Raw genomic sequence first — 17,934 nt, 5'->3', positions numbered from 1 at the left:
CGCGGGTATACAGCGGAGAATAGGGAAAAACAGAATACCGGAACGGCAGAGCTGTTCCGGTACGGTGGCGGGTTATTTCACCGAAATATCGGTAGTGAAATATTTTTTCTGGATTTTATCAAAGGTGCCGTCAGCTTTTATTTTTGCGTAAGCCTCATTCAGCGCTGTCCGTAATTCAGTATCCCCTTTACGCAGGCCGATGGCGGTGCCGGGACCGATAATCGGGTCTTCGACCGCCGGGCCGGTCAGTGCGAAATCTTTACCGGCAGCTTGTTTAAGAAAACCGATACCGGCCTGAGCCCCGTCAGTGAATTCTGCATCAAGACGGCCGGCGACCAGGTCGTTTTCGACCTGAGACTGATCCCCGTAGGTAACCACGTTTACGCCATAAGGCTGCCATTTAGCACGGGCATAACGTTCCTGAACGGTTCCCTGTTCCACACCGACACTTTTACCTTTCAGTGATTCTGCGGTCGGCAGCAGGCCGGAACCTTTACGTGCCACCAGCATCACCGGAGTATTGTAAACCGGTACGGTAAAGTCGATCTGTTTCAGGCGTTCTTCGGTAACGCCCATATCTGAAAGGATGGCATCGAATTTCCGGGCTTTCAGTGCCGGGATCATTCCGTCAAACTCATTGGTAACCCAGACACATTTGACGTTCATCTGCTGGCACAGGGCATTGCCTAAATCAATATCAAAACCCACCAGTTTCCCGTCGTCAGTTTTAGACTCGAAAGGCGGATATGTAGGGTCGACAGCGAAACGAACCTGCGACAGGGCAGCATGGCCCAGCAGAGGTGCTCCTGCCAGCAGGGCCGTTAAAGCAGTCAGACGAAGTTTTCTGGTAAAAGTCATAATCTGTAACATCCTGATCGTGTTGATGTAGTAAATGCTGATCACCCTCTGTGCCGGGGGCTTGTTATGCACTGCATACCCCGAAACCGCCGGGGTTTTTATGATATTTTTAAATCACCATTCACTAATCTATCATATTTATTCATCAGTAACAGAATCAGAACCTTAAGCCGGGAGAATTTATTCGGCGTGATCGGCATGACATGACAGTATTGCGCCCCGGCTGGCAATCACTTGCTGGTACCAGTAGTAGCTTTGCTTACATATACGTTGTCCGCTGCCTTCTCCGTAGTCATCCCGATCAACATAAATCAGCCCGTAGCGTTTTTCCATTTGTGAGGAAGAACAACTGACGATATCAATCGGTGACCACAGATAATAACCCAGTACCGGTACACCATCGGCCATCGCCTGTTGTAACTGTTGCAGATGAGCCCTGATATAGTTGATCCGGTAATCATCATTAATCCGGCCTTCCGCCAGCCGGTCAAAGCAGCCAATACCGTTCTCGGTAATCATTATCGGTTTTTGCCAGCGTCCCCAGTATTCATTTAACACGGTCCGCAGCCCGACAGGATCAATGGCCCAGCCCCAGGGACTTTCTTTAAGCAACGGGTTAGGGCGGCTGTTGTGACTGTCTGAAACAACAATTTCCCGATCGGTCACGCTGGTGTAGTAATAGGAAAACGACATAAAATCGGCGGTATGTTGCAGGTCCTCGCGGTCCTGCGGGGTCACTCTCAGGCTGATATGGTGGTCATCAAAGAAACGCAGCGCATAGCCCGGATAACTTCCCCGCAGTAATATATCGGCAAAGTAATATTCCATCTGATTACGTTGCTGAGCGGCCAGCACATCCCGGGGATCGGTGGTGGCGGGATAAGCATAATCACAGTACAGCATCATGCCGATCTGTAAACCGGGATCCAGCTGACGGGCGAACTGTTTAATTTTAGCCGATGCCACCATTTCATGATGCACAGCCTGGTATTTCGCCTGTCGTAGATCACTGACGCGGTCGGCAGGGATCCCTAAATGATTAAAAGACTCATAACGGATCAGATTGATCTGGTTGACGGGGATCCAGTAGCGCACCTGGTGCCGGTAGCGTTGCAGGCAGACACGGGCAAAACGCACAAACATATCAATCACCCGCCGGTCTGACCAGCCATTGTATTCGAGGGCCAGTGTCAGGGGCATCTCATAATGGGAGAGGGTGATCATTGGTTGCATACCATAGTCACAGATAGTGCTGATTAGCCGGTCATACCATGCCAGTGCCTCCGCATTCGGTTGTTGTTCATCGCCCCGCGGAAATACCCGGGCCCAGCTGATGGAAGTTCTGAATGTTTTCATCCCCAGACCCGCCATCAGCTGCAGATCTTGCTGGTAGTTATGATAAAAACCGATGGCATTTCTTTTGGGAAAAATGCTGTGCTGATCAGCCATCAGACGGCATATTGTGGCAGTATCCATTTCCTTATTTGACAGGCGACGGATCTCTTCTTCCGGAATAAAGCGGTTAATGTCCGCCACACTCCAGCCTTTTCCGCCTTCCAGCCATGCCCCTTCTGCCTGATTAGCAGCGATGGCGCCTCCCCATAAAAAATCCTCAGGAAACAGTAGTTTTTCGTTCATGATGGTGTTCTCCCTGAACACGAGCGGGTTGACGGTAACCAAAAATCAGCACCATGATGGCAGCACTGGTCACAGTCACCAGTACCGAGACCAGATAAATACCAACAGGTGTGAAGGCGGGGATTGCCGGCAGGCTGGCAAAAGCATAAGCCACCATCTGCACCCCGAAATAGCCATTAATGGCACCGCCAATCGCACTGGCGATGGCGGTGTATAAAAACAGCCGGCGGAAAGGCAGCATCAGGCCATAAATAATCGGCTCGGTAACGCCGCTGATCATGGCTGGCAGTAGTGCGCTGCTGAGCAGTACCCGTAATTCTTTTGGCGGCCGGGAAACTAATACTCCGGCAGCCACGCCGATTTGGGCGAACGCGGCCATGCCGCCGATGGCGTATAAAGGATCTCCCCCGCTGGCCAGGTTAGCCAGAATGACCGGTACCAGCCCCCAGTGCAGCCCGAACAGAACAATAAAAGTGTAGCCGGCACCCAGTATCAGTCCGCACAGCAGACCACTGCTGTTCTGTAACATGCCAATCAGCAGTGCCAGTTGTTCTCCCAGCGCGATACCGAATGGCCCGAAAATCAGCAAAGTCGCGGGGATAATAATGATCAGTGACAGCATGGGAACCAGGGCTAATTGCAGAAACAGCGGAATAATGCGCAACAGTAGCTTCTCCAGCCAGTAGCAGGCCGTTACCGCAATAAAGACCGGGAAGACGCTGCCTGCATAACTGACCGGCACTAATGGCAGGCTGGCAAATGAACTGCCGGGCTGTGTAATAATACCGCTGATTACCGGGTCCAGTAAGGCCGCCCCGATAATCAGTCCGCTGAACGGGTTGGCCCCCAGTCTGCGGGCCAGCGAGCACCCCAGCAATACCGGTAAAAAATAGAACGGACAGTTAGCGATGGCGGCAAGTATCTGACAGGTATTGCCAGCGGCAGTTGCCGGGCTAAGGTATCCGGTCACCGTCAGAATCACTTTCAGCAGACCACCGGCGGCCATCAGGCCCAGAAGCGGCAGGAAACTACCGGAAATAATGTCGAATACCGGCAATCTGGCAGGCCCGGAACCGCCAGTGGCCTGTTGCCCCGGCGACGCTGACTGACACCGTTGTTGTAATGCCTGATACACCGTTGCGACCTGATGTCCGATAATCAGCTGGTATTGTCCGCTGACAGTCACAGTACCTAATACGCCATTAATCTGCTTTATCGCCGCATCATTACATTTTGTGGTATCGGCCAGACGGATCCTTAATCGTGTGGCACAGTGGGTAAGGTTAAGAATATTACCGGCACCGCCCAGTCCGGTAAGTATGTTCTCAGCCAGTAAATTCACAGACATCTGACATTCCTTTTGTCAGCATAACGGGTGGTTCCACGCTAAAACATCAGGGGTTAACAGACAAAGAGATTCATTTTCATTTTTTGGAAAACAGCCCCGGTAAACCATAAAGACTAATGACAGTGGAGTGTATGGTTGGTATAGCGAATGATATGGAACACCGTACTGGTGATCGCCAGGCAGGAAAAATAGTTAGAGCTGAAAAAGTCAGGGATTGCTGATAAATCGAGTGTTACCTTAAACAGGGTTTCCGGAACCGGTAACCGGCCGCGGGCAGTAAAACAAACTGCATTTTTTGCGGCCAGGCGAGGAAACAGTTGCGGATGGACTCGCAGCCATTCCCCGGTCAAGTCGATCAGCATCACCGTATCGCATACAGCGAGAAATTTACTCAGCAGATGATCATTACTCTGGCGGTGCAACTGATAAACCAGACGGTTTTCGTCTGCCAGAGCTTCCCGCAGCAGGTTAGAGGGCATAAAACTGTAATCAGTCGATAAAATCAACAGATGGCGGCTATTATTCAATAAGTCTGCAACCTGTCTGCAGCGCTGCTGCGGAATATGCCGGTGGATTTTCTGCAGCATACGAGCTTCCAGCTGTTGTGGGTCTCCGTCTGAGGATACAGATGGCGGGATAAAAAAAGGCTGTAAATCTTCTTTCAGCATCTGAAAACGCGGATACCCGAGGACTTTACAGAACCGAGTCACACTGGCCGGGGTGGTATTCGCCAGCAGGGCGATTTCTTCAATATAAACTGCCGGAAACTCAGTAATTTTTTGCAGCATCACCAGTGCAATATTGACGTATACGGATGATTTCCGGCAACAGAACAGATATTCAGATAATTTAATGTACACCGGACTGTGATAATAATTCATAGTTCCCCCTGACCCTGCTGATTTACCCACACTATGCCTGTTCAGGGGATTAATCGGCGATCTATGGCGGAAAATGCAAAAATAGCCGCAGAGAACAGCCGGCAAACCGGGCGGGGGCAACAGGGGAAACAGGCAACGGCACCTGTCTGACAGGCGGCGTTGCCGTATCGCTGCGGGTCAGTCTTTTTTCTGATGACGTTCGCGCAGATTATTGATCACAGTACTGAAGTCGAGATCCTGATCCTGTAACAGTACCAGCAGGTGGTAAATCAGATCGGAAGCTTCATTGGTCAGTTCAAAACGGTCATTGACGGTTGCCGCCAGTGCCGTTTCAACACCTTCCTCACCGACTTTTTGTGCAATACGCTTGGTGCCACGGGCATACAGACTGGCAGTATAAGAACTGTCGGGATCTGCCGATTTACGCGAAGCCAGCAACTGTTCCAGTTGATAGAGAAAGCCCCAGTCACTGGCGGCGGGGGAGAAACAGCTGGAAGTCCCCTGATGACAGGTCGGCCCGGCCGGCGTGGCAAGGATCAGCAGACTGTCGTTATCGCAGTCGGCAGTGATACTGACAACCTGCAAAACGTGGCCGGAGGTTTCACCTTTGGTCCACAGGCGGTTTTTAGTGCGTGACCAGAAAGTGACATGCCCAGTTTGCTGCGTAACCTCCAGTGCCTGTTGATTCATATAGCCCAGCATCAGTACTTCACCGGAAACGTTATGCTGGATAATCGCAGGGATCATCCCGCCGGTTTTTTCCCAGTCCAGCCGGGCAAGTTGCTCAGGAGTTAACACGTACGGACCTCCACATTATTGGTACGCAGAAACTCTTTCAGTTCTGCAATATTAATCAGTTGCTTATGGAATACAGAAGCGGCAAGTGCGCCATCGATATTGGTATCACGAAAAGCATCAAGGAAATGCTGCATAGTACCTGCGCCGCCTGAGGCAATTAAAGGAACATGACAGATATCGCGGATAAGTTTCAGCTGTTGCAGGTCATAACCGTTACGGACACCGTCCTGATTCATCATATTCAGCACTATTTCACCGGCACCCCGTTTCTGGACTTCCGTCACCCAGTCCGCGGTCTGCCACTGGGTGACACGGGTTCGGGATTCATCTCCCGTATACTGATTCACCTGATAAATGCCGTTTTGCTCGTCGTACCAGGTATCGATACCTGCCACGATGCACTGCACCCCGAAGCGGTCAGCCAGCCGGCTGATAAGATCAGGATCCGCCAGTGCAGGGGAGTTCACCGAAATTTTGTCGGCACCAAAAGTGAGGATACGTGCAGCATCTTCTGTTGATTTTATGCCTCCGGCCACACAGAAGGGAATATCTATCACTTCTGCCACCCGTGACACCCAGCTCTTATCCACTACCCGATCATCAGAAGAGGCCGTAATATCATAAAAGACCAGTTCATCGGCACCTTCCTCGGCGTAACGCTTCGCCAGCGGAACAATATCACCGATCACCTCGTGGTTACGGAACTGCACACCTTTGACTACCTGACCGTCACGTACATCCAGGCAGGGAATTATCCGTTTTGCCAGCATGAAATAGCCTCCGTCACTGTAAATTTTCCTTCCAGTAAAGCGCGTCCGACAATCACGCCTTTTACGCCACTGCCGCGTAATGCCGCGATATCTGCCAGTGAACCAATGCCTCCGGAAGACTGAAATGCAATCTGCGGATAACGTGCTGTCACCTGCTGGTAAAGGGCGACATTAGAGCCAGCCAGGGTGCCGTCACGGGAAATATCTGTACACAGAACATGTTTCAGTCCGACAGACTGATAGTTTTCGATAACCTGCTCGAGGGTAACCCCGGCAGCTTGCTGCCAGCCGCTGATAGCCACTTCTTTACGCTGGTTTTCGTCAATCCGGATATCCAGAGCCAGGACAATTGCCCCTGCACCAAACTCGCGGAACCATTGTCTGACCTCTTCGGGCTGTGTGACCGCGGTTGAACCGACCACCACCCGCGAAGCTCCGGCTTCAAGCAGGGCTGCGACATCATCACGGCTGCGGATGCCGCCACCGACCTGAACCGGGACAGTGACACCGGCGAGCAGTTTTTTCAGTAAGGGGATCTGGCGAGCCTGCGGGTCTTTTGCCCCGGTGAGATCGACCAGATGCAATACTTCAGCCCCTTCCTGCTGATAAGCCTGCAGGCGTGGCAGGGGGTCATTACCGTAATCGCGTTGTTGCGCATAATCTCCCTGGTGAAGACGGACAACCTTACCTTCAATTAAATCGAGAGCGGGGATAATCATTACATCTCCAGGAAGTTTTTGATCAGCTGAGCGCCGGCTTTACCGGAGCGTTCGGGGTGAAACTGGACACCATAAAAGTTGTCCTGCTGTACGGCAGCAGAAAACGGCTTTCCATAATCACATTGTGCAATGGTGCCGCTGAATACAGGCATGGCGTAGCTGTGGACAAAATAAAAATAACTGTCGGCAGCAATATTACGGAATAACGGGTGCCCGGCCTGCGGGGTGACCTGGTTCCAGCCCATATGAGGTAACGGCAATTCGCCGGTTTCCATCAGGCTGACCTGTTCATCAATCAGGCCGAGGGTATCAATGCCGTTACTCTCCTGACTGCGACGCCCCAGCAGCTGCATCCCCAGACAAATGCCCAGCACCGGCTGGGTACAGTGCCTGATCAGTTCTGTCAGTTCACGTTCCTGTAACTGACTCATGGCCGCCCTGGCGGTACCGACGCCCGGTAAAAACAGTTTATCGGCATTCAGCACCACGCCTTTGTCGCGACTGACGACCGGCTGGTATCCCAGCCGTTCAATCGCCCATTTGACGGAGGAAAGATTGGCACATCCGGTATCTAAAATGACCACGTCCATTACAGCACCCCTTTTGAACTCGGCAGTGTATTACCGTTGACCTGAATAGCCTGGCGCAGGGTACGACCAAACGCTTTAAACAGACTTTCGGCCCGGTGGTGATCATTGTGCCCTTTGGTTTTCAGGTGCAGGGTACAGGCCATACTGTAAGAGAGTGAACGGAAAAAATGTTCAATCATTTCGGTACTCAGGTCGCCTACCCGCTGAAAACTAAAGGCTGCTTTATAGACCAGATACGGCCGGCCGGAGATATCCAGTGCACAACGGGCCTGGCATTCGTCCATCGGTAGCACAAACCCAAAACGGCCAATCCCCCGCTTATCTCCCAGAGCTTTTAACAGCGCCTCACCCAGGGCCAGGCCTGTATCTTCTACCGTATGATGGTCATCGATATACAGATCACCTTTGACATCAATATTCATTCTGAAACCACCGTGGGTGGCAATCTGGTCCAGCATATGGTCAAAAAAACCTACCCCGGTACTGATCCTGCTACCGCCTTCGCGGTCCAGCCATACTTCGGCGGTGATCTGTGTTTCTTTAGTATTACGCTGCACCAGTGCGTGACGATCACGGCGGGTCAGGCGATCAGCGATCGATGGCCACACATTATCACCTTCGCCATAAAGAATTCCGTTGATCCCCATGTTCTCCGCGAGAGTCATATCCGTCTGGCGGTCACCAATTACATAACAGTTTTGCTTATCTAATACCGCGTCTTCCAGCCATGGCTGAACCAGTCGGGTATGGGGTTTACGGCAGTCACAGTTATCTTCCGGTGTATGCGGGCAGATCAGTACCGCCGCAAAGCTGATACCCTGAGAACTGAAAACCTGCATCATCAGGTTATGCGGGCCATCAAAGTCAGCCTGCGGGAAACTGTCGGTCCCCAGGCCATCCTGGTTGGTGATCATCACCAACTGATAACCGGCATCCTGCAGGCGAAGCAGGGCCGGGATCACGCCAGGTTCAAAGGCCAGTTTTTCCATCCGGTCGACCTGAAAGTCAACCGGGGGTTCAGAAATCAGTGTGCCGTCACGGTCAATAAAAAGAATTTTCTGGCTCATGCTTGCTCCGCCGAGTGACTTAATGTGTTCAGGGCATTCACCAGAACTTCACATTCATGGCGGGTGCCGATAGAAATACGTAAACACCCTTCAAGGCCGGGGTTTTTACGCTGGTCCCGTAAAATAATGCCCTGATCCCACAGGGTACTGAAGACCTGTGGATCACTGAAACGGACCAGCAGATAGTTAGCTGAGCCGGGATAAACCTGTTCCGCCAGCGGGCATTGCTCCAGCTGTTGCTGTAACCACTGACGGGTACTGTTCAGGGTCGCCACCTGTTGGCGCATAACCGCCAGGCCTTGTTCACTCAATGCCTGGGCGGCGATATCCGCGACCGGAGTAGAGAGCGGGTACGGGGCGATCACTTTAAGTAACAGAGTGATAACCTGTGGATTTGCCAGAGTAAAGCCACAGCGTAAACCGGCCAGCGCAAATGCTTTGGATAAGGTGCGTAAGATAACCAGGTGCGGGTAGTCGCGCAGCCAGCCGCTCAGGGAGGCTTCCGGACAAAAGTCGATATAGGCTTCATCGGCGACCAGCAACGCTTTTCCGGCTGTCAGTGCCAGTAACTGACGAACAGCGTCTGGGTCGATAATATTACCTGTCGGGTTATTCGGGCTGCACAGGTACACCAGTTTCACCCCGTCAAGCTGGCTGGCGATAGCCGGAATGTCCGGCTGCCAGTTATCCAGTGCCGGGACGGTGACATATTCCACACCGATAGTTTCTGCGCTGACGCTATACATACCGTAAGTTGGCGGACAGAATAAAATCTTATCTTTACCGGGTTCGCAAAACGTACGGATCAGTAATTCAATGCTCTCATCAGCGCCGCGGCTGACCAGTACCTGATCCTTATTCAGTCCGCTGTATGCTGCATAGCGCTCGATAACCTGCGCTGGCTGACATTCAGGATAACGGTTTAATGTTTGCTGAGTGAGCTCGAAAGGGACAGGGAGCGGATACTCATTAGCATTCAGCCACACATCTCCGTTTCCACCCAGTCGTCTGGCTGACTGATAAGGGGTCAGTGCCCGGACATTATCACGTGCCAGCTGTTCAACAGACTTTGTCATAGATTATCCTCCAGAGCTTTCACTCTCAATGTCACCGCATTTTTATGGGCATCAAGCCGTTCTGCGGCCGCCAGAATTTCGATCGACGGTGCCAGCGCCGAAAAACCGGCGGGTGATAACTCCTGGATGGTCATTCGTTTCTGGAAATCAGCCAGTCCGAGGCTCGAATAGGTTGACGTGTAGCCATAGGTCGGTAACACGTGGTTCGTCCCGGAGGCATAATCACCCGCTGATTCCGGTGACCAGTCACCCAGGAAAACAGATCCTGCGCTGGTAATACGTTCAACACACTCACGGGGTTGCCGGGTTTGAATAATCAGGTGCTCTGGCCCGTAGCGGTTTGAGATAGCAATACATTCGTCAAGGTCACGGGTGACAATCAGCCTGCTGCCTGCCAGGGCCTGGCGGGCAGTGTCGGCACGGGGCAGTGCGGCCAGCTGGTGGCGGATTTCTTCAGCAACTTTTTCGGCCAGCGAAGCCGACGGTGTCAATAGCACCACCTGGGAGTCCGGCCCGTGCTCTGCCTGTGACAGCAGGTCGGAAGCCACAAATGCCGGTGTTGCCCCTTCGTCGGCAATCACCAGAACTTCTGACGGCCCGGCAGGCATATCAATAGCCGCGCCGTCCAGACGCTGACTGACCTGGCGTTTCGCTTCCGTCACCCAGGCATTCCCCGGGCCGAAGATTTTATCAACTTTAGGGACAGAGTCAGTACCGAAGGCCATGGCGGCGATAGCCTGGGCTCCGCCGACCTGAAACACGTCTGTAATACCACAGAGTTGTGCGGCAAACAGTATTTCATCGGCAATCGGCGGAGGGGAACAAAGTACCACCTGACGGCACCCGGCAATCTTTGCCGGGGTAGCCAGCATAAGCACTGTGGAAAATAACGGGGCAGAACCGCCGGGAATATACAGACCGACGGACTGCACCGGGCGGGTCACTTGCTGGCAGCGCACACCAGGCAGAGTTTCAATATCGACACCGGGGAAAATCTGGGCCTGATGAAAGGCATTAATATTACCGACAGCAGTCCGCATGGCAGATTTCAGTTCATCACTGACACGCTCCGCCGCTGCGCTGATCTCCTGTTCACTGACAGCAAAAACCTGCGGACTGATCTTGTCAAACTTCGCACTGAAATTGCGCAGTGCGGTATCGCCCTGTTGCTTCACCTGATCCAGCACATCCTGCACTGTCTGACTGATGGTCGCGGACGCGGCCAGCGCAGGGCGTTTCAGTAATGCCTGTTGCTGTTCAGCAGAGCATTGTTGCCAGTGTATAAGAGTGTCAAAGTTGCTCATCACTTACTCCATCATTTTCTCAATCGGCAGAACAAGGATTGAGCTGGCGCCCAGGGCTTTCAGTTTTTCCATGGTTTCCCAGAACAGTGTTTCGCTGCTGACCATATGCATGGCGACCCTTGCTTTGTCGCCCGCCAGTGGCAGCAGGGTCGGGCGCTCAGCCCCCGGTAACAGACTGATGACTTCTTCCAGCCGGTCTGAAGGTGCGTGCAGCATAATGTATTTTGATTCGCGGGCCTGGATAACCCCCTGGATACGGGTCAGCAGCTTATCGATCAGATATTGTTTTTCTTCAGGCATATCGCCGTTGCGCTGGATCAGTACTGCTTTGGAGCGGTAAATCACATCGACTTCGCGTAAGCCGTTCGCTTCCAGGGTGGCTCCGGTGGAAACCAGATCGCAGATTGCATCAGCAAGACCGGCGCGTGGCGCGACTTCGACAGAACCGTTCAGCAGACAGGACTTGAAATTAATCTCCTTGCTGTCGAAGTAGCGTTTCAGAAGGTGCGGATAAGAGGTCGCAACACGTTTATTATTCAGGCACTCCGGGCCTGTGTATTCAGCATCTGCCGGCATAGCCAGTGACAACCGGCATCCACCGAAATCCAGGCGACGCAGGGTGGTATAGCGGGGATCTTCTCCCTGTGCCCGGCGTGACAACAACTCTTCTTCCAGCACATTTTCACCAATGATCCCTAGGTCAACGACACCGTCCATGACCAGGCCCGGAATATCATCATCGCGCACCCGCAGGATATCGATTGGCATATTTTCTGCGAATGCAATAAGTCTTTGTTGCTGAAGATTAATTTTTATACCACAGCGTGTCAGCAGTTCACGTGAGTCATCACTCAGGCGACCTGATTTCTGCATGGCAATGCGAATACGTTTGCTATCTAACATCTGTCCTGTCCTCTGTCTGTTGTTCCTGTCCGGAATTTTTATTGTTAAATTTTTGTCCATAAAAAAACCCCCGGAAGATTTCTTCCGGGGGTTTAAAATAGCGCTCAAACCACCGGGAGATCTTTTCGTCTCCCGGCACACATCGCCTGAAAGACTAGTCAGGGTGATGGTGATGATGGTGGTTAAACTGAACGCGATTCATAAATTTTTCCGACGGTTAGTGAGTCGTTTGTCTGGCATTTAACCTAACCAAAATCTCAGTGGCTGGCAACACTTTTTTACCGGGTCATAATAAAAGCACAATAAAAATTTATACTGGCCTGAAACCGGTCAGAGGAATAACATCAGTGACTGCGTTGAACAGCTGAAAAAGGCGGTTTTATAATGAAAAAAGTAGCAATTGTGGGTCTGGGCTGGTTGGGGATGCCATTGGCCCGTGCATTGGCAGGGCGCGGCTGGCAGGTATCCGGCAGTAAAACGACCGAAGACGGTGTACGTGCTGCCAGGGCCAGTGGTATTAATGCCTGTAAACTGACGCTGGACCCGGAACCGCATTGTGATAAGGATGATCTGGCAGATTTACTGGCAGTGGATGCGCTGGTCGTCACACTGCCAGCCAGCCGTACCGCAGAAAACAGCCAGCAGTATGTTTATGCAGTTCAGAATATCGTCGACAGCGCACTGGCGCGCAAGGTAAAACATATTATCTTTACCAGCTCGACTTCGGTATATGGTGATGCTGAAGGTGAAGTGGATGAACAAAGTCCGTTGCATCCTGTGACGCCTGCCGGCCGGTCACTGGTACAACTTGAACAATGGTTGCACGATTTGCCCGGTACCAGTGTTGATATTCTGCGGCTGGCAGGGCTGGTGGGGCCGGGGCGTCATCCGGGACGTTTTCTGGCAGGTAAGACCGGATTAAGCCGTGGTCAGCAAGGGGTGAATCTTGTTCACCTTGATGATGTTATTACTGCGATCATAGTGTTACTGGAAAACCCGGCCAGCGGGCGAGTGTATAACCTGTGTGCACCGCAACATCCGGCCAGAGAACAGTATTATCCACGACTGGCACGACAGGCAGGCTGGGTGGCTCCTGAATTTATCCCGCAACAGGGCACTCAGGACGGAAAAATTGTGGCAGCGCAACGTATTTGTCAGCAAATGGGTTTTGAATATCAGTGGCCGGATCCGTTTGATATGCCAATGCAATAAGCAATTTCTGGCAAATGTGGTAAACAACACGATATTTGCTTGAATTGGGGGGGCGTTTTATGCAAAATGCGCGTCTGCAAAATTTGAAATAACCGATGCCTTTCCTGGCGTCGGTTATTTTTTTTGCGTAAATGTTTGATTACTCATCCTGACGGGGCCGGAACTTTTCCGGAGAGATATACACAAAAAACACTCACCGAAGTGAGTCTGAGGAAATATTGATGGGGTTGTTCACCACTTTACCAGCAGCATCTGGTAGCCGCTTTCGCGACGACTACGGCGCGACATTCAATGGCACATCTGTTTTACACTTCACGTTTCGCCGCGCGCGGAAATTCCCTGTGGAGCAATCCGCACCGATTGTTACTGTAGGGAGCCAGACTCATGCAAAATAATACTTCTCCTGCACCACAGCGTGCCAATCTGAAAAAAACACTGACACTGCTGCCTGTGGTGATGATTGGTCTGGCTTATATGCAGCCAATGACCCTGTTTGATACCTTTGGGATTGTTTCCGGGCTGACCAGTGGCCATGTTGCCACCGCTTATGCTTTCGCCTTAATCGCTATTCTGTTTACCGCACTGAGCTATGGCAAGCTGGTACGCCGCTTCCCGTCAGCTGGTTCGGCCTATACCTATGCGCAAAAATCCATCAGTCCTCATGTCGGATTTATGGTCGGCTGGTCCTCATTGCTGGACTATCTGTTTATGCCCATGATTAATATTCTGCTGGCAAAAAGCTATTTTGAATCACTGGTACCGGGGGTCCCGTCATGGATTTTCGTTGTATTACTGGTGGTGTTTATGACTGTCACTAACCTTAAAGGGATTAAGACAGTCGCTAACTTTAACAGTGTTATCGTGGTCCTGCAGATTGCGGTAATGGTGTTTATTGTTGGTCTGGTTATCTATGGCGTCAGCCATGGTGTCGGTGCCGGTACCCTGGTAAGCAGTAAACCGTTCTGGTCTTCTGATGCGCAGGTTGTTCCTATGATCACCGGGGCCACAATATTGTGCTTCTCCTTCCTTGGCTTTGACGGTATCAGTTCACTGTCAGAAGAAACCAAAGATGCAGAGCGCACTATTCCGAAAGCTATTTTCCTGACAGCCCTGATCGGCGGATTACTGTTTATTGCAGTGTCATACTTCCTGCAACTGTATTTCCCGGATATCTCGCGCTTCAAAGATCCGGACTCTTCACAGCCGGAAATCATGCTGTACGTAGCGGGTAAAACGTTCCAGTTCGGTATCCTGATTTTCTCCTGTGTAACCGTGCTGGCATCCGGAATGGCTGCACATGCCGGTGTTTCCCGTCTGATGTACGTGATGGGACGTGACGGTGTATTCCCGCAACGTTTCTTTGGTTATATTTCACCGAAGTGGTCTACGCCGACCCTGAATGTGTTGCTGGTAGGTGCCATTGCGTTGCTGGCGATTAACTTTGACCTGGTGACGGCGACTGCCCTGATTAACTTCGGTGCGCTGGTGGCATTTACCTTCGTTAACCTGTCGGTTATTTCACAGTTCTGGATCCGTGAGAAACGTAACAAGACCCTGAAGGATCATATCAGTTATCTGATCCTGCCACTGCTGGGAGCGATGACGGTGGGTGCTTTATGGGTTAACCTGGAAGAAAGTTCTATGATTCTGGGGCTGATCTGGGCGGCTATCGGCATTATCTACCTGGCCGTGGTAACCCGTATCTTCAGATTACCGGTACCACAATACAGTGAAGACGGATTATAATCTGTCGGTCTGAACACTGATTAACCCTGCCGGCAATGACGGCAGGGTTTTTTTATATCTGCGAATCAGTTCAGTAAGCTTTCAGCGTACCGGTATAATGCTTTCAGCAGTGACTGCTTATGTGCGTCGTCCGGATAGAGCGCAGAAAGTTGCTGCAGCTCAGCAAGGTACTGTTCTGCCCGGGTGGCTGACAGACTTTCTCTGCGGTGTTCCAGCCAGCGTTGCTGCTCACTGTCATCCAGCGTTCCCGGGAAATTACGGGCGCGGTAGCGAAACAGCAGTGCATCGATGCGCGGATCCTGCCAGCGAATATCCAGCGCCGGTAAATGGCGGGGATCCGTTGAACGGATAATATTTATCGCATGCTTATCCGCCTCACTGAAAAAGCCGTCATACAGCCGTGCATCCACATCCTCTGTCGCCGGAAATTCACGGCTGGTCGCATAAATTTCGACAACTTTCTCACGAATTTCACTGTGCTGACGTAACAGGGCCAGATTTTCCAGACAACGGGCGCGATCTATCGCCAGTCGCGCGGCATCTTCCGGCCGCAATGTACTGGCCGGGGCCAGTACCGGACATTTATTAATATGCACCAGTTTCAGCGGCACTGCCGGCAGATTACCGCGCTGTTCACGGGTACTGTACAGACGTTCACGCAGAGTCTGAGCATTTTCCTGTAACAACGGTTCGAGGTCACCGGCCAGGTCGAGGGTGATCAGGGCATTTTTATTCTCCGGATGCCAGGCCAGCGGCACTATCCAGCTGGTATTTCCCCGCGCCGCACCGAACATACCCGAGACATGTACCAGTGGTTTCATTTGCGGAATATCAATCAGGGTCTGCAGTTTATTTTTATTACGATGGCGGAACAGAAAATCGAATAATTTCGGCTGTTTTTCTCTGACCAGTCTGGCCATGGCGATAGTGGCATAAACATCCGACATAGCATCATGAGCCTGTTCGTGGCTGATATTGTTGGCTGCCGTCAGATGTTCCAGCCGGAAAGAGGGCAATCCGTCTTCGTTTTCCGGCCAGTGAATACCTTCAGGACGGAGAGCATAACAGGCACGCATCACATCCAGCAGATCCCAGCGTGAATTTCCTGCCTGCCAGCTCCAGCCATAAGGTTCATAGAAGTTCCGGTAAAAAATATTGCGGGTAACCTCATCATCAAAACGGACATTATTGTAGCCCACCACACAGGTTGCCGGTTCAGAAAACAGAGTGTGGATACGCCTGGCAAACTCCGCCTCATTGACCCCCTGTGCCAGAGCATGTTGCGGGGTAATCCCGGTGATCATCACCGCTTCCGGCTGCGGGAGATAATCATCGGCGGGCTGGCAATAAAAAACCTCTGGTTCACCGATGATATTGAACTGCGCATCGGTACGGATGCCGGCAAACTGTGCCGGACGATCCAGTGCAGGGTGCTTGCCGAAAGTCTCATAATCATGAAAGAGGAAGGTAGGCTGTGCTGCATCATTATTTTTCATCCGTTACCGTCCTCTTTTTCCTGTTAGTTGCATCGAATACCCTGTATTTCGTTCACCTTCGCTCAATGTTCACTTGTTATATGACAGTGCGTTTTCCGGTGATTCTGTTATGACACCGGATATTTTGTACCAAACTGATACTGATCACAATTTATTGACGCTGCGGCCGGGGTCTCTGCGCATGGCCGTGGTGAATTAAGGGATATATGTCACAGCACTATCCTTCATCACTATTAACTGGTGTCGTTGTCGGTTTCCTGCTTCCCTTTACATTAATTTAGTTTTAGATTGTGGGTACTGTAGCTATGAGGGTAGAGATGTGAAAACATTTGTCGGAACTGTCCTGGTGCTGGTTGTTTTATTTTTTGTCTATAAAGTTGTCTTTGATTCACCGATGAAAGAAGCGGCCATGACCAATGCCCGTGAGGCTGTACATCAGTGCAGAGCTAACCTGAATAAAGCTAATTCACTCTCTGAACAGCAACGTCTGGCCGGAGTTTGTGAACAAATGGAAGATGATTTCAGACAGGCCTATGGCACGGCACCATAACTCTATCGTTTGATCCACGGGATCCGCTGCGGCGGATCTTTTATATAACCTCTGCTGTATAAATGGCTGTGCCGCTGTAGTGAATAAATACAACTCAGGGGACTCTGACCGGGCTGATGCGGCCTGCTATACGCCGTTGCTGTTGCAGGGTTCGCCGTATTGTTATTCCGGAAACCAGCACCAGCACAATACCGGCCAGTGAAAAAGCCTGCATTGAAAACAGGTTAAATGACAACACGCCAATAATACCTCCGGTAATAAATGCCCCGGTGGCAGTCAGGTAAATACTGAGCAGATACTGGTGATGACGACGTTCTTCCGCCGAATACCGGAGTACCCGGTGAAGTAACAGGGTCGCCAGGGTTATCCCCGCATCTGTCAGCGTGCCGGTAATATGAGTGGTTCGGACTTTTCCCTGGGAAAGCTGGGTGGACGTCGAATTATGTAAACCGAGCAGGAAGCCCAGCATATTGACCAGCAGGGTTTTATCGACAGGGAGGCTTAACCATAAACTGCCAATAGCCGGTACTGCCAGTATAATACCTTCGCCCAGCAAAATATGTGCGTAAATAGTCCGCAGATGGTATTTTTTGCCGAAAGAAACCAGTAACCGTGAAGTAAATGCGCCGCCCATAAAACATAGCAGTAGCAGTAACAACTGCCACATTTGTCGCTGATCCCACTCCAGTACCTCGGCTGAAAGCTGAGTTGCATTCCCTGTCATATTCGACGGAAATAACCCGAAAGCGCCCAGCGCCAGTACATTCAGTATACCGGCAGTACCGGCAAGGGTAACCGCCAGCCTGCGGTTCTCTGTGGCCGACCGGCCACTTTTCTTTTCTATCAGCATCGTTACCGCCTTATAATAATTAATCACGTTTATTAATCATTACTAAACGGCTAACCGGTGAAGCAGTGGATAGGTATTTTCTTAAAAGATATTGGTGAGATCACAGATTTACATCAACTGACAATTCA

At 51.4% G+C, this 17,934-nt stretch carries 18 protein-coding genes and 1 other annotated feature; of the genes, 3 read left to right on the top strand and 15 right to left on the bottom strand.

Annotation, left to right across the window (positions count from 1 at the left end):
• Window positions 1-72: 72 nt before the first annotated feature.
• The 13 genes from JK211_RS12415 to hisL all read right to left on the bottom strand — a co-directional run bounded on the left by JK211_RS12415 (window position 73) and on the right by hisL (window position 12,154).
• Window positions 73-858 (bottom strand): ABC transporter substrate-binding protein, encoded by a 786-nt coding sequence (locus JK211_RS12415; RefSeq protein WP_249213793.1) that lies wholly within the window; start codon window positions 856-858, stop codon window positions 73-75.
• A gap of 180 nt (window positions 859-1,038) precedes the next feature.
• The gene (locus JK211_RS12410) at window positions 1,039-2,499 is read right to left on the bottom strand and encodes a glycoside hydrolase family 1 protein (RefSeq protein ID WP_371734635.1); all 1,461 of its coding nucleotides are present in this window, start codon (window positions 2,497-2,499) and stop codon (window positions 1,039-1,041) included.
• A complete protein-coding gene (locus tag JK211_RS12405; protein ID WP_212708995.1) occupies window positions 2,471-3,844 on the bottom strand; it encodes a PTS transporter subunit EIIC in 1,374 nt (457 codons plus the stop codon). The genes JK211_RS12410 and JK211_RS12405 overlap by 29 nt, the downstream gene beginning before the upstream one ends.
• Before the next feature lie 113 nt (window positions 3,845-3,957).
• Window positions 3,958-4,725 carry a hypothetical protein gene (locus tag JK211_RS12400; protein ID WP_212708994.1) on the bottom strand — a complete coding sequence of 256 codons (768 nt, stop codon included), beginning with the start codon at window positions 4,723-4,725 and terminating at the stop codon, window positions 3,958-3,960.
• Window positions 4,726-4,902: 177 nt separating this feature from the next.
• Complete coding sequence (hisIE, locus tag JK211_RS12395) at window positions 4,903-5,523, bottom strand: bifunctional phosphoribosyl-AMP cyclohydrolase/phosphoribosyl-ATP diphosphatase HisIE (protein ID WP_212708993.1); 621 nt, start codon at window positions 5,521-5,523, stop codon at window positions 4,903-4,905.
• Complete coding sequence (gene hisF, locus JK211_RS12390; RefSeq protein ID WP_212708992.1) at window positions 5,517-6,293, bottom strand: imidazole glycerol phosphate synthase subunit HisF; 777 nt, start codon at window positions 6,291-6,293, stop codon at window positions 5,517-5,519. The genes hisIE and hisF overlap by 7 nt, the downstream gene beginning before the upstream one ends.
• On the bottom strand, window positions 6,275-7,012 hold the full coding sequence (gene hisA / locus JK211_RS12385; protein ID WP_212708991.1) for a 1-(5-phosphoribosyl)-5-[(5-phosphoribosylamino)methylideneamino]imidazole-4-carboxamide isomerase: 738 nt from the start codon (window positions 7,010-7,012) through the stop codon (window positions 6,275-6,277). Before hisA ends, hisF begins: the two co-directional genes overlap by 19 nt.
• Window positions 7,012-7,602 carry an imidazole glycerol phosphate synthase subunit HisH gene (gene hisH, locus JK211_RS12380; RefSeq protein ID WP_212708990.1) on the bottom strand — a complete coding sequence of 197 codons (591 nt, stop codon included), beginning with the start codon at window positions 7,600-7,602 and terminating at the stop codon, window positions 7,012-7,014. Before hisH ends, hisA begins: the two co-directional genes overlap by 1 nt.
• Window positions 7,602-8,669 (bottom strand): bifunctional histidinol-phosphatase/imidazoleglycerol-phosphate dehydratase HisB, encoded by a 1,068-nt coding sequence (gene hisB, locus JK211_RS12375; RefSeq protein WP_212708989.1) that lies wholly within the window; start codon window positions 8,667-8,669, stop codon window positions 7,602-7,604. Before hisB ends, hisH begins: the two co-directional genes overlap by 1 nt.
• Window positions 8,666-9,745, bottom strand: coding sequence for a histidinol-phosphate transaminase (gene hisC, locus JK211_RS12370; RefSeq protein ID WP_212708988.1), 1,080 nt, complete (start codon window positions 9,743-9,745; stop codon window positions 8,666-8,668). Before hisC ends, hisB begins: the two co-directional genes overlap by 4 nt.
• Complete coding sequence (hisD, locus tag JK211_RS12365) at window positions 9,742-11,049, bottom strand: histidinol dehydrogenase (RefSeq protein ID WP_212708987.1); 1,308 nt, start codon at window positions 11,047-11,049, stop codon at window positions 9,742-9,744. The genes hisC and hisD overlap by 4 nt, the downstream gene beginning before the upstream one ends.
• A gap of 3 nt (window positions 11,050-11,052) precedes the next feature.
• Complete coding sequence (gene hisG / locus JK211_RS12360) at window positions 11,053-11,952, bottom strand: ATP phosphoribosyltransferase (protein ID WP_212708986.1); 900 nt, start codon at window positions 11,950-11,952, stop codon at window positions 11,053-11,055.
• Window positions 11,953-12,010: 58 nt separating this feature from the next.
• Window positions 12,011-12,131, bottom strand: a sequence feature (His leader region).
• Window positions 12,107-12,154 (bottom strand): his operon leader peptide, encoded by a 48-nt coding sequence (hisL, locus tag JK211_RS12355; protein WP_002231208.1) that lies wholly within the window; start codon window positions 12,152-12,154, stop codon window positions 12,107-12,109. Its footprint overlaps the feature before it by 25 nt.
• Before the next feature lie 182 nt (window positions 12,155-12,336).
• Between hisL and JK211_RS12350 the strand changes: the two genes are divergently transcribed.
• Window positions 12,337-13,164, top strand: coding sequence for an SDR family oxidoreductase (locus JK211_RS12350; RefSeq protein WP_212708985.1), 828 nt, complete (start codon window positions 12,337-12,339; stop codon window positions 13,162-13,164).
• A gap of 384 nt (window positions 13,165-13,548) precedes the next feature.
• Window positions 13,549-14,910: an APC family permease gene (locus JK211_RS12345; protein WP_212708984.1), complete on the top strand. Its 1,362-nt coding sequence runs from the start codon at window positions 13,549-13,551 to the stop codon at window positions 14,908-14,910.
• Between the two features lie 65 nt (window positions 14,911-14,975).
• Here the strand turns inward: JK211_RS12345 and sbcB are convergent, their stop codons facing one another.
• Window positions 14,976-16,406, bottom strand: a complete 1,431-nt coding sequence (gene sbcB / locus JK211_RS12340; protein ID WP_212708983.1) for an exodeoxyribonuclease I — start codon at window positions 16,404-16,406, stop codon at window positions 14,976-14,978.
• A 319-nt stretch (window positions 16,407-16,725) separates the two neighbouring features.
• Between sbcB and JK211_RS12335 the strand changes: the two genes are divergently transcribed.
• Window positions 16,726-16,956 carry a hypothetical protein gene (locus JK211_RS12335; RefSeq protein ID WP_212708982.1) on the top strand — a complete coding sequence of 77 codons (231 nt, stop codon included), beginning with the start codon at window positions 16,726-16,728 and terminating at the stop codon, window positions 16,954-16,956.
• Between the two features lie 94 nt (window positions 16,957-17,050).
• On the opposite strand, the gene JK211_RS12330 is transcribed toward JK211_RS12335, so the two are convergent.
• Window positions 17,051-17,806 carry a YoaK family protein gene (locus tag JK211_RS12330; protein WP_212708981.1) on the bottom strand — a complete coding sequence of 252 codons (756 nt, stop codon included), beginning with the start codon at window positions 17,804-17,806 and terminating at the stop codon, window positions 17,051-17,053.
• Window positions 17,807-17,934 lie beyond the last annotated feature (128 nt).

It is taken from the genome of Tatumella sp. JGM130 (assembly GCF_018257525.1).
Classification (GTDB): domain Bacteria; phylum Pseudomonadota; class Gammaproteobacteria; order Enterobacterales; family Enterobacteriaceae; genus Tatumella; species Tatumella punctata.
This window is presented reverse-complemented; position numbering and strand designations above follow the sequence as displayed.

Coding starts and splice junctions, on each gene's coding strand:
- sbcB (WP_212708983.1), bottom strand. CDS start 16,406: ATGAAAAATAATGATGCAGCACAGCCTACCTTCCTCTTTCATGATTAT.
- JK211_RS12345 (WP_212708984.1), top strand. CDS start 13,549: ATGCAAAATAATACTTCTCCTGCACCACAGCGTGCCAATCTGAAAAAA.
- hisG (WP_212708986.1), bottom strand. CDS start 11,952: ATGTTAGATAGCAAACGTATTCGCATTGCCATGCAGAAATCAGGTCGC.
- JK211_RS12350 (WP_212708985.1), top strand. CDS start 12,337: ATGAAAAAAGTAGCAATTGTGGGTCTGGGCTGGTTGGGGATGCCATTG.
- JK211_RS12405 (WP_212708995.1), bottom strand. CDS start 3,844: ATGTCTGTGAATTTACTGGCTGAGAACATACTTACCGGACTGGGCGGT.
- hisF (WP_212708992.1), bottom strand. CDS start 6,293: ATGCTGGCAAAACGGATAATTCCCTGCCTGGATGTACGTGACGGTCAG.
- JK211_RS12330 (WP_212708981.1), bottom strand. CDS start 17,806: ATGCTGATAGAAAAGAAAAGTGGCCGGTCGGCCACAGAGAACCGCAGG.
- JK211_RS12400 (WP_212708994.1), bottom strand. CDS start 4,725: ATGAATTATTATCACAGTCCGGTGTACATTAAATTATCTGAATATCTG.
- hisD (WP_212708987.1), bottom strand. CDS start 11,049: ATGAGCAACTTTGACACTCTTATACACTGGCAACAATGCTCTGCTGAA.
- hisH (WP_212708990.1), bottom strand. CDS start 7,602: ATGGACGTGGTCATTTTAGATACCGGATGTGCCAATCTTTCCTCCGTC.
- hisB (WP_212708989.1), bottom strand. CDS start 8,669: ATGAGCCAGAAAATTCTTTTTATTGACCGTGACGGCACACTGATTTCT.
- hisA (WP_212708991.1), bottom strand. CDS start 7,012: ATGATTATCCCCGCTCTCGATTTAATTGAAGGTAAGGTTGTCCGTCTT.
- hisC (WP_212708988.1), bottom strand. CDS start 9,745: ATGACAAAGTCTGTTGAACAGCTGGCACGTGATAATGTCCGGGCACTG.
- JK211_RS12415 (WP_249213793.1), bottom strand. CDS start 858: ATGACTTTTACCAGAAAACTTCGTCTGACTGCTTTAACGGCCCTGCTG.